The organism is Phytohabitans sp. LJ34, from assembly GCF_052068095.1.
In the GTDB taxonomy this organism is placed as follows: Bacteria; Actinomycetota; Actinomycetes; order Mycobacteriales; family Micromonosporaceae; genus Phytohabitans.
Genome location: NZ_JBQHDG010000006.1, coordinates 143,492 through 157,096 on the forward strand (window position 1 = coordinate 143,492; position 13,605 = coordinate 157,096).

The following is a 13,605-nucleotide window of genomic DNA, read 5'->3' on the forward strand; positions in this document are numbered from 1 at the left end:
CCGCCCCGAAACCCCGACTTCGTCGGCGGGACGGCTCCGTCCAGACGCCGCCGCGCCAGCTCCCTCGCTCACTGTCCCTCCTGGATGGTCGTGAACGTCTGCCACGGCCGGCGCAGCGCCCGCACGGCCGGTGGCGGCGCCGTCGAGAGCCGGAACACGAAGACCGGCCGGGCCTTGGCCGGCACGTCGAAGGCGGCGCGCAGCAGGCCGCCCATCCACGCGACGGCCCGCTGCTCGGACGGCGTGAAGCCCTCGCCGCGAAACGCCTCCAGCCGCAGCAGCTCCAGGGTGCTCACCGTCCACGGGTGCACGGCCACGCCGGCCCGGGTGGCCTCCAGCCACAGCCGCTGGGTGGCCCGGCCGGCGGCGACCATGGCGTCCGGTGTGGACCCGGCGGTGGTGTACAGGCAGCAGACGTGCGAGCAGCCGCGCACCAGCGCCCGCGCGGTGTCGCCGAGCCGGGCGGCGGGCAGCAGCCGGCGCACCCAGGGCAGGCGGCGCAGCACCGGCAGCAGCGCGCGGGTGGCTGCGGGCAGGTCGAGCGAGCGCACGTCGAGGCCGTCGAGCCGGCCCCGCGCCTCCCGCTCGGACCAGCGGATCTCCCGCACCATGTCGTCGAACATGGCGCGGTGTCGCATCCGCACCGCGTCGGCGAGGCCGAGCGCCTCGGCCACCACCCGCTTGCCGTCCGGGTCGGAGACGGCGCTGACCGCGCTGGACGGGTCGGCGGCCGAGGCGGCGGCGGCGAGCCGGCGCACCCGCTCGTCGTCGAGCGGCGGTCCCTTGTGGAGGCGGCGGTTGGTGACCCGCTCCGGCACCGCCGCGGCGAGCGGCTCGGGCGCGGCGTCGCGGCGGCCGGTGAAGGTGAACACGACCGTGCCCTCGCGGACCGCCACCGTGTGGTCCAGCCCGCGGGCCCGGGCGGCGACCGCGACGTTTTCGGCGAAGCAGCCGACCGCGAACGCCGAGGCGTACCCGCCGACGTCGAGGAAGCTGCCCCGGGCCGGGTCGGCGCCGACCTCCAGCCGGTCGCCGGCCACGGTCACCCGCCACGGCTGGGCGTTGCCGCCGGACGGCGCGGCGACGCCGGCCGCGCAGAGGTCCGCGATCTCCTCGCGGGTCAGGCTCGTCGTCACTGCCGCGTCCTCCTCAAGGCGGCCTCGACCGCGGCGCCGATGGCGGCGAGCGGTCCCGGCGCGAGCATCTCGAAGTGTCCACAGGGGACGTGGTGGCTCTCCACCCGCCCGGACACGTAGGGCGTCCAGTCGCCCCGGGTCGTCGCGAACAGCAGCAGGTCGCCGTCGAAGACCTCGGGCGTGAACGCCGCGGCCAGCCTGGTGTGGTGGGTGGCCGCCGCCAGCAGCGCGGCCACCGTGTCACCGTCGAGGTGGGACAGCCCGGGTATCCGGTCGGGGACCTCGGGCGGGGCGGCGTGCGGGTAGGCGTCGAGGATCGCCAGCAGGCCGACCCGCTCGCCGGCGGCCCGCAGCGCGGTGGCGGCGGCGTGCGCGAGGTAGCCGCCGAACGACCAGCCCAGCAGGTGGTACGGCCCGGCGGGCCGGATCGCGCGGATGCGGGCGGCCAGGGTGGCGGCGAGCGCGCCGACGCCACGCGCCGGCTCACCGTCCGGGAGCTGGAGGCCGTACACCGGGCGGCGCGGGTCGAGGTGGTCGCGGAGCCCGGCGTAGCACCAGGCGAGCCCGCCGGCGGGCGGCAGGCAGAAGATCGGGGCGAGGTCGCCGGCCGCCCGGATCGGCAGCACGCCGGCGCGCCGCCCGCCGCCGGCGGCCAGCCCCGCGACGGTGGGTGTCTCGAAGACGTCGTGGACGGTCATCGACAGGTGGCGGGCGAGCCGGGCGGCGTGCAGCGAGTCGCCGCCGAGGTCGAAGAAGTCGTCGTCCGGGCCGACCCGCTCCAGGCCGAGCAGGTCCGCGACGACCCGGCACAGCTCGGCCTCCAGCGCCGAGGCCGGCGCTCGGCCGGGCGCGCCGGTCGGGGGCGGCGGCAGCGACCGGTGGTCGAGCTTGCCGTTGGGCGTCAGCGGCAGCCGGTCCAGCGCCACGACCGCCGCCGGCACGAGGTGGCCGGGCAGCGAGCGGGCCGCGAAGCGGCGCAGCGCCCCGCCGTCGACGGTGTGGCCGGGAGCCGGCACGGCGTAGCCCACGAGGCGGCGGTCGCCGGGCCGGTCCTCCCGCACCACCACGGCGACCCGCGCCACCGCCGGGTGCGCGGCCAGCGCGGCCTCGACCTCGCCCGGCTCGACCCGGTGCCCGCGCACCTTCGCCTGGCGGTCGACCCGCCCCAGGAAGTCGAGCTGCCCGTCCGGCCGCCACCGGGCCAGGTCGCCGGTGCGGTACATCCGGGAGCCCGGCGGGCCGAACGGGTCGGCGACGAACCGCTCCGCCGTCCGGCCGGGCCGGCGCAGGTAGCCGTGTGCCAGGCCGGCGCCGGCCAGGTACAGCTCGCCGGCGACACCGGGCGGCAGCGGCCGCAGGGCGGCGTCCAGCACGTACGCGCCGGTGCCGGCGATCGGGCGGCCGATCGGTGGCGCGCCGTCCTCTATGGACAGTGGCTGGCTCATGGTGGCGCAGACGGTCGCCTCGGTGGGACCGTAGGCGTTGACCATGCGCCGGCCGGGCGCCCACCGGGCCACCAGCTCGGGCGGGCACGCCTCGCCGGCCACGACGAGCGTGGCGGTCTCCGGCAGGTCACCGCGCCGCAGGGTGGCCAGCACCGACGGCGGCAGCGTCACGTGCGTCACGTCGGCACCGTCGAGCGGCGCGATCACGAGCGTCGCGCCGGCGACCAGCGTGGTCACCACCTCGGCGACCGCCGCGTCGAAGCTCGGCGAGGCGAACTGGAGCACCCGGCCGCCGGGCGCGATCCCGAACCGCTCGATCTGCGCGGCCGCCAGCCCGGCCAGCCCGCGGTGCGGCACCAGCACGCCGTTGGGCCGGCCGGTGCTGCCCGAGGTGTAGACGAGGTACGCCGGGTCGTCCGGCCCCGGCGGCGGCGAGGGCGGTGGGGCGGGAGCGTCGCGGACCGCGCGGACCCGCGGCGGGGTGAGCGTCAGCACCGGGCCGGCGTCGGCGAGCAGGGCCGCGATCCGCTCCGCCGGATAGTCCGGGTCGACCGGCAGGTACACGGCGCGGGCGCGCATGACGCCGAGCATGCCCACGACGTTTTCCACCCCGCGCGGCGCGCGCAGCGCCACCACCGCGCCCGGCCGGACGCCGGCGCCGGCGAGGTGGTGCGCCAGCCGGTCGGCCCACGCGTCGAGGGCGGCGTAGTCGAGCCGGCGCGGGCCGTCGACCACCGCGACCGCGCCCGGCGTCGCGGCGGCCCGCCGGGCGACGAGCTCCGGGAACGACACCGCCCGGACCGGGGTGCGCCCGCCCGCCGCGGCGGCCGTCCACGGCGGACGGACGGCGGTGGGGTCGGCGGGGCCGCGCGCCGGGCCGGAAGGCGCACGCGGGTCGAGGTCGCCGACCCGCCGCTTCGGGTCCTCGGCCGCCGCGGCGAGCAACCGCAGCAGGGCGTCCAGGTGCGCGGCGACGCCGTCCGGGCCGTAGCCGCGGCCGGTCACGTCGACCTGCGTGCCGCGCCCGTCCGGCCGCCCGAAGGCGAACACCGCCAGGTCGCCAGACGGCCCGTTGGCGAGGTTGTGCCGCACCGCCGGGTGGCCGCCGAAGCGCAGCCCGTCTTCGAAGGACATCACGTTGACGGCCGGGCCGAGAAAGCCGGTGTCACCGGTCACATCGAGGTCGCGCCGCAGGTCCTCGTACCGGTACCGCTGGTGCGCCAACGCCCGCCGCACCTCGCCGGACACCTGGTCGACCAGCTCCAGCACGGGCGTGCCGGGGCGCACGGTGAGGCGCAGCGGCACCACGTTCGCCGCCTGGCCGGGCGTGCGGCGGGCCAGCGGGGTGGTGCGGGCGGCGACGGGCAGCGCGAGCAGCACGTCGTGCTCGCCGGTCACCCGGTACAGGTACGCCGCCACCGCGGCGATCACCAGCCGGGACCAGCCGACCCCGGCCCGCGCCGCCGCGGCCGGCAGGTCGGGCAGGAAGCCGGTCCGGGTGACCGCGGCCCCCGGGGTGCCGCGCCCGGGCGGGGCCGGCGGCTCCGGGCGGCCCGCCAGCCGCTCCAGCCAGTACGCCCGGTCACGCCCGCGCTCGGCGGACTCCTGGTACGCGGCCTGCTCGGCCAGCAGGTCGGGCAGGCGTCCGAACCCGGACGGCGGGACGGGTAGGCCGCCGGCCAGCGCGGTGTAGACCTCGGCCAGCCGGGCCGTGGTCAGCACCACGCCGTAGTAGTCGGTGGCCGCGTGGTGAAAGCGCTGGTACCACCAGAAACGGTCGGCGGCGACCCGGAGCAGCGCGAACGTGGCCGGCTCGGCGGACGGCCGGTCGAGGTCGGCCCGGGTCCACGCGACCGCGGCCGCCTCGCCGGGCAGGTCGACGAAGGGCAGGTCGCGCTCGGTGTACCCGACGAGGGTCTGCTCGGGGGTCTCGCCCGCGAACCGCGATCGCCAGGCGTCGGTCTCGGCGAGGACGACCCGCCACGCCCGCTCCATCAGCGCCCGGTCGACCGGCCCGCGGATCTCCAGGTACTCCGCGAGGGTGGCGGCCCGCCCGGTGGGGTCGAGCCGGTCGGCGAGCCAGAGCCCCTGCTGCGCGGCGGACAGCGGAAACCGCGCGCCGCCGACGGCGCCGTGGCCCTCCCCCATGGCCCGCCACGCTACCTCCCCCGTGCGACACCGCCACTCAGTCGGCGACGCGCATGCTGAGCTGGGTCTCCCACTTGGTCTTGCGCGGCTCGACGCGCGGGTCGGTGAGGTAGGCCTCGTACCGGCAGCCGAAGGCGTCACCCTCCGCCGTCTCCCGGCGGTCGAGCGCCACCCCGTTGTCGCGGACCCACTGGAGCAGCGTCTTGTTGGCCCGCAGCGAGTGGTTGCGGTAGGTCAGCGTGGCGTACCGGCCGGCGGGCAGGGTGCCCGCGCGCACCCGGTCGGCGGCGTGCGGGGGCCGCTCCGCCGTGACCGCGCCGACCTCGATGTCCATCGGGCCGGCCATGTCGATGACGTGCAGCCGGAAGAAGAGCGGGCCGGCGTCGCGCCCGTCCAGCCACGCGACGAGGTCGTCCATGAGGGTGTCGCGCACCCGCAGCATGCCGCGAAACGGGGTGACCACGCGGATCCCGACGTACGGGACGGCGGGCCGCTCCTCGACCCTCGGTGGGGTGATGAGGTCCACAGGAGACTCCTCAGGGTTTTCCGCGGATGTCGTAGCGCAGCACGAGGAACGGCAGCCCGAAGACCCAGAAGGCGTGCTCCGCGCGGAGCTCACCGTCGCGCACGTAGACCTCCAGCCGTTCGGCGAAGCCGTGCACGGCGAGCGTGGTCAGCTCCCCCGACTCCGGGTCGATGTGGGTGAGGTAGTGGCCGGGCTGGTCGAGGTCGCTGCGGCTGGTCAGCACAAGACCGCCGCCGGGGCGCGCCTCGGGCACCAGTGTGGCCGTGAAGCTGGCCCGCGGCAAGGGAAACCCGACGCTCACGTAGCCCCGCCCGGCGTGCCGGTAGGTGGTGTAGACGCCGACGTAGATCGGCTCGTCGGTGTCGGCGAACGAGCGGATCCACCCGCGGATCCCCACGACGCCGTCGCCTTCCGGGCTGATCGTGTCGATCCGGCTGCGGATGCCGCGCTGCGTCTCCCGCTGGTTCATCGGCACGTTGGCCTGGCCGAGCGGGCGGGCCAGCAGGCTGCGGTAGAGCAGGTAGCCGGGCCGCACCCAGAGCCGCCACTCGGGCACGATGTCCAGCGCGAAGCGGGTGGTGTGCTCGTAGAACTCGCGCACCCGCGGGTCGACGCCGGCCGGGTCGAAGCCGGGGCCGGACAGGTCGTCGAAGTCGGCCACGATGCCGACGTCCGGGGCGTCCGCGCGGAAGTCGCCGCCGATCGCGGCGGCGAGGTCGCGCACGTAGCCGGTGCCGACGTAGCGGGTGCGGGCGGCGAGCGGCACCACGAACGGGAGGTCCGCGGCCGCCACCCGCTCCGCCAGCAGGCTCACCTGCGGGTCGCGGAAAATCAGGGCCGAGGCCGTCCGGTACACCAGGACGGTCGCCGCGGCCGCGACGGCACCGGGCGCGGACCACCACAGGGAGAGCGCGAGCCCCACGGCGACGCCGGCGACCGGGCCGAGGAGCACCTTCTGCGGCCGGACGCCGAGGAGCCCGACCACCACGCCGGTGCCGGCGGCGACGAGCAGCGGTCCGGCGCCGAGCCGGCCGGCCAGCCAGCCGAGCGGCGCGGCGAGCGCGACGCTCGTCGCGATCCGCGCCCACAGCGCCGGGATCCGCCCGGGCCGCTGCCGGGCCCGGGCGGCGGCCTCGACGGCGGCGAGCCCGGCCGCGCCGGCGACGCCCCCGCCCCAGTGCCCGGCCAGCGCGGCGCCGCCCAACGCGCCGAACACCACGGCGAACCCGACGGCCCCGGCTTTCTCGTGTGCCACGGGCGGCAATCTACCCCGGAAAACAGGCGTGGCGGCGGGGCCGACCGGGCAGACTCAGGCATGGCGTCCTACACGGTCAACCCCGATGCGGTGGCCCGGGCCCGCGAGCTCATCGAGGCCCGGCAGTACGTTCTGGACAGCGACTGGGGCGACGCGCAGCCGGCCGCAGCCGCGCAGAACGCGTACCTGGAGTCGCACTCCTGGGAGGACTACGCGCGCTGGCACCTCGGCCTGACCGACGGCGCGGCCGACGAGACCAAGGCCCGCTACGCGTTCGTGTACGGCGACTTCCGCCGCGTGCACCGCACCGCGCTCATCGCCTGCGTCTACCGGGCCTCGGAGTGGCGCCACAAGGACGTGGAGCTGGCCGCGCACGACCTGCTCCAGCTGCTGGACGCGAAGAGCGGCTAAGGCTCCACGGTTTCGTCCGAGGTGCGGTGGTCGATCCGCAGGCCGGGCGCGGGTTCGGCGTACTCCTCGCGGGCGTCGGACTCGTCGAGGATCGCCTCGGCCTGCGCCTCTGGGTCGGCGCTGCCCGCCTCCCGCTCCTCGGGCAGCAGGTGCTCGGCCCGCCGCTCGACGCGCTCAGGTTCGCTCATCCGCCTGCCATACCCCGGGTGGCACCGGGCCAACCGTGGCGCCCCGCCGCGCGGGCGGGGCGCCACTACCTGATCGGCGGATCAGGTGTACGGGAGCCGCAGCACCGACTGGTTGCCGGCACCGAGCGTGGTGGGCGCGTTGCCGATCGCGCTCCACACCTCGACCCGCACGGTGCCGTTGCCCAGGTCGCCGAGCGCGCCGGTGGCCGACGCCAGCCCCGCGGCCTGGGTGTAGTGCTCGTAGCCGGTCACCGGGTCGGTGGCGAAGTAGCGGTAGGTCTCCACCCGCTCGAAACCGCCGTTTCCGGTCAGGTCGTAGGAGACCCGCACCTGCGTGCCGTTGCCGACCGCGCCGCCCGCGTCGAGGAACAGGTCGAACCCGGTCGCCCCGCCGTTGTACGCCATCGTCAGCCCGGTCGCGGTGAAGGTGACCGGGTTGGCCGGCGTGCCGTCGTGGTTGGTCCCGCCGGCGGAGGGGACCGTGACCGTGCTCGCGGTGCCGGCCCCGGCGAGCCCGCCGCCGCTGAGCAGGTAGCGGGTAGGCGACCCGGTGGGCGGCGCGGTGGTCGGCGGCGCGGTGGTCGGCGGTGCCGTCGTGGGCGGTGCGGTGGTGGGGGGTGCCGTCGTGGGCGGGTTCGTGGGGTTGCTCCCGCCCCCGCCGCTCCACGAGAACGCCCCGGTGGTCACCGTCCGCCTCGCCGGCACGTTCACCGTGACCCCTGTGGAAAACGCCACGGTGATCGGCGAACCGGTCACATTCGACGCGACGTACGTGCGGGCGCCGTTCTTCACGAACGTGGCCGACAGCGGGTGGTTAGCCGACACCGACGTGTCCACCGTGCCCAGTGCGGCGAGGTTGCGGATCCAGTGGAACGTGTGCGCCTTGCTCTCCCCCTCCTCGGAGGTGAAGCCGCTGTTGGCCCGGAAGTTGGCCAGCGCCGCGTCGCCGTCGCCCAGCGCTTGGAACTCCCACAGGATGTCCTGCCACACGGTCGGCGGCCCGCCGTTGTTGCGCACCAGCTCGGCGTAGTTGGTGTTCACATAGGACGGGTGGTAGCCGAGGTAGAGGTGGCCGCCGGTGATCGGCAGCATGTTGATGCCCTGGATCATCTCCGGCTCGCCGCTGAACCAGGTCGCGTACGCGCCGCCGTCGCCCCACACCATGCCGACCGTCGCGTGGCCGAACGCGGCCGGGAAGTTCTCGTTCGCCGCGTCGAACCAGTACTCCTGGATCGCCGCCGCCTGCGTGGTGTAGAGGAAGACGCCCGCGTCACGCACGGCCGTGTTGCCGGTCGCCTGGCCCCACTGGATGAGCGCGTTCGCGAAGTTCTGCCCCTCGGACGACGACTCCTGGTTGTTGCCGGCGCCGAACGAGCCGTGCCCGGAGGCCCAGTCGTGCCCGGCGTAGATGTCGAAGTCGCGCAGGTACGGGAAGCGGTTGTCGCCCCGGTCGTAGTTGTTCGCGTCCCGGATCAGCAGGTCGACCATGCCGCCGTACTGCCCCGAGGTGGCCCACGCCGGGTCGAACTTGGCCAGCGTCGCCGCCGCCGCGACGAAGTACCCGTAGTGGAAGTGGTGGTCGTTGAGCTCCTGGTCGGAGCCGTACGACGCGGGGTAGCCGATCAGCGTGCCCCAGTTCGCGTTGTAGTAGAACAGCTGCCCGACCTCGCCGGAGGAGGCGGTGAGCCAGTTGTCGAGCCGGTCGCGGATCGCGGCCAGCGCGCTGTCGCGCACCGCGGTGTTGCCCACCTGGTCGGCGATCTCGGCGATCCGGGCGGCCCGGCCCAGGCCCTTGCCGGCCCAGTACGTGTCGCCGCCGGACGGCCCCTCGGGGTTGTCCCGCACCGCGGCGAGGTATGTGTTGAGCGTGTTCAAGTCCGCGCCCGTGCTGTCCGCGACCGCCGGCACCTCGGGCAGCACCCCGCGGAACGTCATCGCGGTCCGGAAGCTGGACACCCCGACGAGCGTCCGCATGGCGCCCCGCGCCGACGTGTAGGTCTCCGGCAGCGGTGAGCCGCCGCTCAGGTACCGCCACTGGTGCGGGTAGAGGCTCACGACGGTGCCGGTGGCGCTCCCCTCCCGGGCCGTGGTGGTGAACGCGTAGGTGGTGGTCAGCCCGTTGTTCGCCGGGTCGTACGCGTACGACAGCCGGGTGCCGGTGACGTGCGCGTGCGCGTACTGCCCGTACCGGTTGGCCAGGTCCACCCTGGACCCGCCGCTGGGCAGCAGCGCCACCGAGAAGTACCCGCGCCCGCCCAGCGTGGAGGTGATGGTCGAGCCGCTCACCGTCCACGTGGCACCGGCCGGCGCGTACGCCACGTAGTCGCTCCCGCCGGCCGTGAAGCCGAGCGTGGCCCCGCCGTCGAGCCACACCGCGGGCGTGCCGGCGGCGGTGATCTGGGCGTTGCCGCCGGTCGCCTGGAAGTACGCGAACGGCAGCCCGTGCCCGATCGTCGCGCGCAGCGTGCGGGTGCCGTCGGTCCAGTACGGCGACACCGTCCAGTCGCTCCAGCCGTCGACCCGCACGACCGGCGCGTTCAGGCCGGCGACCCCGACGAGGATGTCCTGGACGTACGGGTAGTGGTACTCGCCGACGCCGGTCGCGGTGCCGCTGATCGCCGCCGTGGTGGTGTAGGAGAAGCCGAGGCCGTTCGCGAACGTGTCGTACGAGACGGGATGCGCGTGCAGCGGCAGGCTGTACGCGCAGTCCGAGCGCTTGAACACCAGCGACGACCACCAGTCGTTGGTGGGCACGGCGCCGGCCGGCGCGTTCGCGGTGAGAAACTGGCGCGGGTTGCTCGAGATGGTGCCGCAGCCGGACGGCAGGGCGGCGCCGGCCGGGAGCGTCTCGGTGTAGCTGCCCGCACCGACCGGCGCGGCGTCCGCGGCGCGGGCGGCGGCGACCGCGAGGAGGCCGGCGGCGAGGAGCACCACCGCGCCGGTCGCGAGCAGTCTTCGGGGTCGTCGAGTCGTCGTCGGCGGTCCGGCCCTCATGTTGACCCCTTCAGGTCGACGGTGACGGGAAGCCGGGACGCGCCCTGACCCGCCGACGTGAGAGCGCTCTCCCAGCGGGACCAGAGTGACGGTTGTCGTTGCCGGATGTCAAGGAATTGTTGCCGGGCTGTTGCCGTCCCGATAACCGGCCAGGGCGCGCTCGGCGTCCTCGTTCACCAGGTCCATGTTGACCGCGGCGGCCGCCATCACGCCCTGCGCGGCCGCGGTCACGACCTGCGCCATCACGTCGGTGGCGTTTCCGGCGACCCAGACCCCGGGCACGTCGGTCTGCCCCATCGGCCCCGCCGGGTACGCCGCGCCGAGGCCCATCGGATGTTCCACCGGCTTCAGCCCCAGGTCGGCCAGGACCGGCGAGGACGCCACCATCCGCGACGTCACGGCGACGACCTCGCGGGCCACGACGGTGCCGTCGGAGAGCCGCAGCCCGGTGACCCGGTCCCCGGAGACCTCCACGGCGGCCACCCGCCCCTCGACGACCCGGACGCCCCGGGCGGCCAGCCGCTCGGCCTCCTCCACGGTCGGCGGCGCCGCGGTGTGGGTGAAGAGCACCACGTCCGCCGACCACTGCCGGAACAGCAGCGCCTTGTCGACCGCGTGTGTCCCGGCGCCGAGCACCCCGATCGGCTTGTCGCGCACCTCCCACCCGTGGCAGTACGGGCAGTGCACGGCGTCCCGGCCCCACCGCTCGCGCAGGCCGGCGACCTCGGGCAGCTCGTCGACCAGCCCGCTGGCCACCAGCAGCCGCCGGCCGGCGAGCCGGCCACCGCCGTCGAGGTCGACCTCGAAACCCTCCGCCGTGCGGCGGGCGCCGCGCGCCACACCGTCCACGACGGTGCCGCCATAGCGGGTCACCTCGGCCCGCCCCGCGGCGAGCAGGTCCGCCGGGGGCATCCCGTCCTGGCTGAGGAAGCCGTGCACGCCCTCGGCGGGCGCGTTGCGCGGCTCTCCCGCGTCCACCACGACCACCGCACGCCGCGCGCGGGCCAGGGTCAGCCCCGCGCTCAGCCCCGCGGCGCCGCCACCGATCACGATCACGTCGTATTCCATGCGCCCGACGATGCCTCGTTACCGGCGCACCGGCAAAGGTTCTTGCCGCTGTGGCAAACTGGCCGGGTGGACGGTGACCTGGAGGGCGTGCTGGCCGCGGTCGGCCCCCGGCTGCGGGAGCTGCGGCGGCGGCGCGGCACCACCCTGACCGACCTGTCCGCCGCCACCGGCATCTCCGTCTCCACGCTCTCCCGGCTGGAGTCCGGCCAGCGCCGGCCCACGCTGGAGCTGCTGCTGCCGCTGGCCCGCGCGCACGGCGTGCAGATCGACGAGCTCGTCGGCGCGCCGGAGACCGGCGACCCGCGGGTGCACCTGCGCCCGATCCACCGTGGCGACATGACGATGGTGCCGCTGACCCGGCGGGCCGGCGGCGTCCAAGCCTACAAGCTGATCATCGCGAGTGGACGGTCCACACCGGACCCCAAGACCCACGAGGGGTACGACTGGATGTACGTCCTCAATGGACGGCTAAGGGTCATCCTCGGCGACCGCGACTTCGTGATGGAGCCCGGCGAGGCGGCCGAGTTCGACACGCGCGTGCCGCACTGGTTCGGCAGCGTCGACGGCGAGCCGGTCGAGGTGTTGAGCCTCTTCGGCCCGCAGGGCGAGCGCGCGCACCTGCGGGCCAGGTCGGTCACCCGGGATCGGTGAAGCCCTCACCGGCCCGTTCCCGGCGCAAGTGGGCCGCGGCACGGCGGGCCAGCGGGGTGTCCTCGGCGGCGAGCCCGGTGTACATCGGCTCGATCTTCTCGTACGGCTGGAGCGGCGGCAGCAGCGGCACCGCCGGGTCGACGACGGCGTCGATCACGAACGGCCGGTCCGCCGTCAACGCCTCGTCCCACGCGGCTTCGACCTCGTCCGGCGAGGTAACCCGGACCCCGCGCAGGCCGAGCAGCTCGGCCCAGCGGGCGTACGGCACGTCCGGCAGGTGCTGCGACGCGTGGAACCGCGGCTCGCCCTCCGTCTCCCGCTGCTCCCAGCTCACCTCGGCCAGGTCGCCGTTGTTGAGCACGCACACGGCGAAGCGCGGGTCGGCCCACTCCCGCCACCGGGCGGCGACGGTGATCAGCTCGGCGAGGCCGTTCATCTGCATCGCCCCGTCGCCGGCCAGCGCCACCACCGGCCGGTCGGGATAGGCCAGCTTGGCGGCCAGCCCGTACGGCAGCGCGGAACCCATCGAGGCGAGCGTGCTGGACAGGTGCGCCGGCACGCCCGGCGGCAGGCGCAGGTGGCGGGCGTACCAGTAGGTCACCGACCCGACGTCGACGGCCACCATCGCGTCGCCGGGCAGCCGCCCGTTCAGCGCACGCACGAGGCCCTGCGGGTTGACCGGGTCGGCCGGCGCTTCGGCCCGCCCGGTCGCGATCGCGTCCCATTCCCGCACCCAGGTCTCCACCCGCTCGCGCCACGCCCGCCGGTCGCGGCGGCCGACCACCGCGAGCAACGCCGCGACCGTCTCGGCCGCGTCGCCGAGCAGCGGCACCTCCACCGGGTACCGCACGCCGAGCCGCCGCCCGTCGATGTCGATCTGCACCGCGCGCGCCTGGCCGGGCGCCGGGTAGAACTCGGTCCACGGGTCGTTGGTGCCGACCAGCAGCAGCGTGTCGCACTCGCGCATCAGCCGGGCGCTGGCGGTCGTGCCGAGGTGGCCCATGACCCCGGTGTGGAAGGGCAGCCGCTCGTCGAGCACCGGCTTGCCCAGCAGCGACGCGGCCACGCCGGCGCCGAGCCGGTCGGCGAGCTCGACCAGGCCCTCGGCGGCGCCGTACGCGCCCTGGCCGGCCAGGATCGCCACCCGTTCACCGGACGCCAGCAGGTCGGCGGCGGCCCGGACGTCGCTGTCGCGCGGCACCACGCGGGCCGGGCGGACGCCGGCGCTGGTCGTCACCACGCCGTGCTCGTGCCGCGCCGGTTCCGGGGCGGGTCTGGTCTGCACGTCGTGCGGCAGCACGACGCAGGTCGGGCTGCGGGTGGCCAGCGCGGTGCGGAAGGCCCGGTCGACGAGCATCGGCACCTGCTCCGCCGTGTGCGCGGCCTGCACGAACTGGGCGCACACGTCGCCGAAGAGCCGCACCAGGTCGATCTCCTGCTGGTACGCGCTGCCGAGCACCGTCGACACCTGCTGCCCGACGATCGCCACGACCGGCTTGGAGTCCAGCTTGGCGTCGTAGAGCCCGTTGAGCAGGTGCACCGCGCCCGGCCCCTGGGTGGACAGGCAGACGCCGACGCCGCCGGTGTACTTGGCGTGACCGACCGCCATGAACGCGGCCGTCTCCTCGTGCCGCGCCTGCACGAACACCGGCTTCCCCGCGCGCCGCATAGCGCCGAGCACCCCGTCGATGCCGTCCCCGGAGTACCCGAAGACCCGGTCCACCTCCCACGCGCGGAGGCGTTCGACAAGGACGTCGGAGACGGTGCGCTCGGCCATGCCCTG

At 75.6% G+C, this 13,605-nt stretch carries 10 protein-coding genes; 2 read left to right on the plus strand and 8 right to left on the minus strand.

Annotation, left to right across the window (positions count from 1 at the left end; genetic code table 11):
- Positions 1–68: 68 nt before the first annotated feature.
- From ACTMTJ_RS12855 to ACTMTJ_RS12870, 4 genes are read right to left on the minus strand one after another with little or no spacing between them, the layout of a single operon-like run.
- On the minus strand, positions 69–1,136 hold the full coding sequence (locus ACTMTJ_RS12855; protein ID WP_441216515.1) for a nitroreductase family protein: 1,068 nt from the start codon (positions 1,134–1,136) through the stop codon (positions 69–71).
- Complete coding sequence (locus ACTMTJ_RS12860; protein ID WP_441216517.1) at positions 1,133–4,729, minus strand: amino acid adenylation domain-containing protein; 3,597 nt, start codon at positions 4,727–4,729, stop codon at positions 1,133–1,135. The genes ACTMTJ_RS12855 and ACTMTJ_RS12860 overlap by 4 nt, the downstream gene beginning before the upstream one ends.
- Positions 4,730–4,766: 37 nt before the next feature.
- Positions 4,767–5,255: a hypothetical protein gene (locus tag ACTMTJ_RS12865; RefSeq protein ID WP_441216518.1), complete on the minus strand. Its 489-nt coding sequence runs from the start codon at positions 5,253–5,255 to the stop codon at positions 4,767–4,769.
- Positions 5,256–5,265: 10 nt separating this feature from the next.
- Positions 5,266–6,510, minus strand: a complete 1,245-nt coding sequence (locus tag ACTMTJ_RS12870) for a hypothetical protein (protein WP_441216520.1) — start codon at positions 6,508–6,510, stop codon at positions 5,266–5,268.
- Between the two features lie 60 nt (positions 6,511–6,570).
- Here ACTMTJ_RS12870 and ACTMTJ_RS12875 point away from each other — a divergent pair, with 60 nt between their 5' ends.
- Entirely contained in the window at positions 6,571–6,921 is a 351-nt protein-coding gene (locus ACTMTJ_RS12875) for a hypothetical protein (RefSeq protein WP_441216522.1), read from the plus strand.
- Here the strand turns inward: ACTMTJ_RS12875 and ACTMTJ_RS12880 are convergent.
- From ACTMTJ_RS12880 to ACTMTJ_RS12890, 3 genes are all read right to left on the minus strand, one after another.
- Positions 6,918–7,109: a hypothetical protein gene (locus tag ACTMTJ_RS12880; protein WP_441216523.1), complete on the minus strand. Its 192-nt coding sequence runs from the start codon at positions 7,107–7,109 to the stop codon at positions 6,918–6,920. The genes ACTMTJ_RS12875 and ACTMTJ_RS12880 overlap by 4 nt on opposite strands.
- An 81-nt stretch (positions 7,110–7,190) precedes the next feature.
- Complete coding sequence (locus ACTMTJ_RS12885; RefSeq protein ID WP_441216525.1) at positions 7,191–10,103, minus strand: glycosyl hydrolase; 2,913 nt, start codon at positions 10,101–10,103, stop codon at positions 7,191–7,193.
- Positions 10,104–10,211: 108 nt separating this feature from the next.
- The gene (locus tag ACTMTJ_RS12890) at positions 10,212–11,171 is read right to left on the minus strand and encodes an NAD(P)/FAD-dependent oxidoreductase (protein WP_441216527.1); all 960 of its coding nucleotides are present in this window, start codon (positions 11,169–11,171) and stop codon (positions 10,212–10,214) included.
- A gap of 66 nt (positions 11,172–11,237) precedes the next feature.
- Between ACTMTJ_RS12890 and ACTMTJ_RS12895 the strand changes: the two genes are divergently transcribed.
- Entirely contained in the window at positions 11,238–11,822 is a 585-nt protein-coding gene (locus ACTMTJ_RS12895; RefSeq protein WP_441216529.1) for a helix-turn-helix domain-containing protein, read from the plus strand.
- Here the strand turns inward: ACTMTJ_RS12895 and ACTMTJ_RS12900 are convergent.
- Positions 11,806–13,599, minus strand: a complete 1,794-nt coding sequence (locus ACTMTJ_RS12900; protein ID WP_441216530.1) for a thiamine pyrophosphate-requiring protein — start codon at positions 13,597–13,599, stop codon at positions 11,806–11,808. The genes ACTMTJ_RS12895 and ACTMTJ_RS12900 overlap by 17 nt on opposite strands.
- Positions 13,600–13,605: the final 6 nt, after the last annotated feature.

Coding starts and splice junctions, on each gene's coding strand:
- ACTMTJ_RS12860 (WP_441216517.1), bottom strand. CDS start 4,729: ATGGGGGAGGGCCACGGCGCCGTCGGCGGCGCGCGGTTTCCGCTGTCC.
- ACTMTJ_RS12900 (WP_441216530.1), bottom strand. CDS start 13,599: ATGGCCGAGCGCACCGTCTCCGACGTCCTTGTCGAACGCCTCCGCGCG.
- ACTMTJ_RS12885 (WP_441216525.1), bottom strand. CDS start 10,103: ATGAGGGCCGGACCGCCGACGACGACTCGACGACCCCGAAGACTGCTC.
- ACTMTJ_RS12875 (WP_441216522.1), top strand. CDS start 6,571: ATGGCGTCCTACACGGTCAACCCCGATGCGGTGGCCCGGGCCCGCGAG.
- ACTMTJ_RS12890 (WP_441216527.1), bottom strand. CDS start 11,171: ATGGAATACGACGTGATCGTGATCGGTGGCGGCGCCGCGGGGCTGAGC.
- ACTMTJ_RS12880 (WP_441216523.1), bottom strand. CDS start 7,109: ATGAGCGAACCTGAGCGCGTCGAGCGGCGGGCCGAGCACCTGCTGCCC.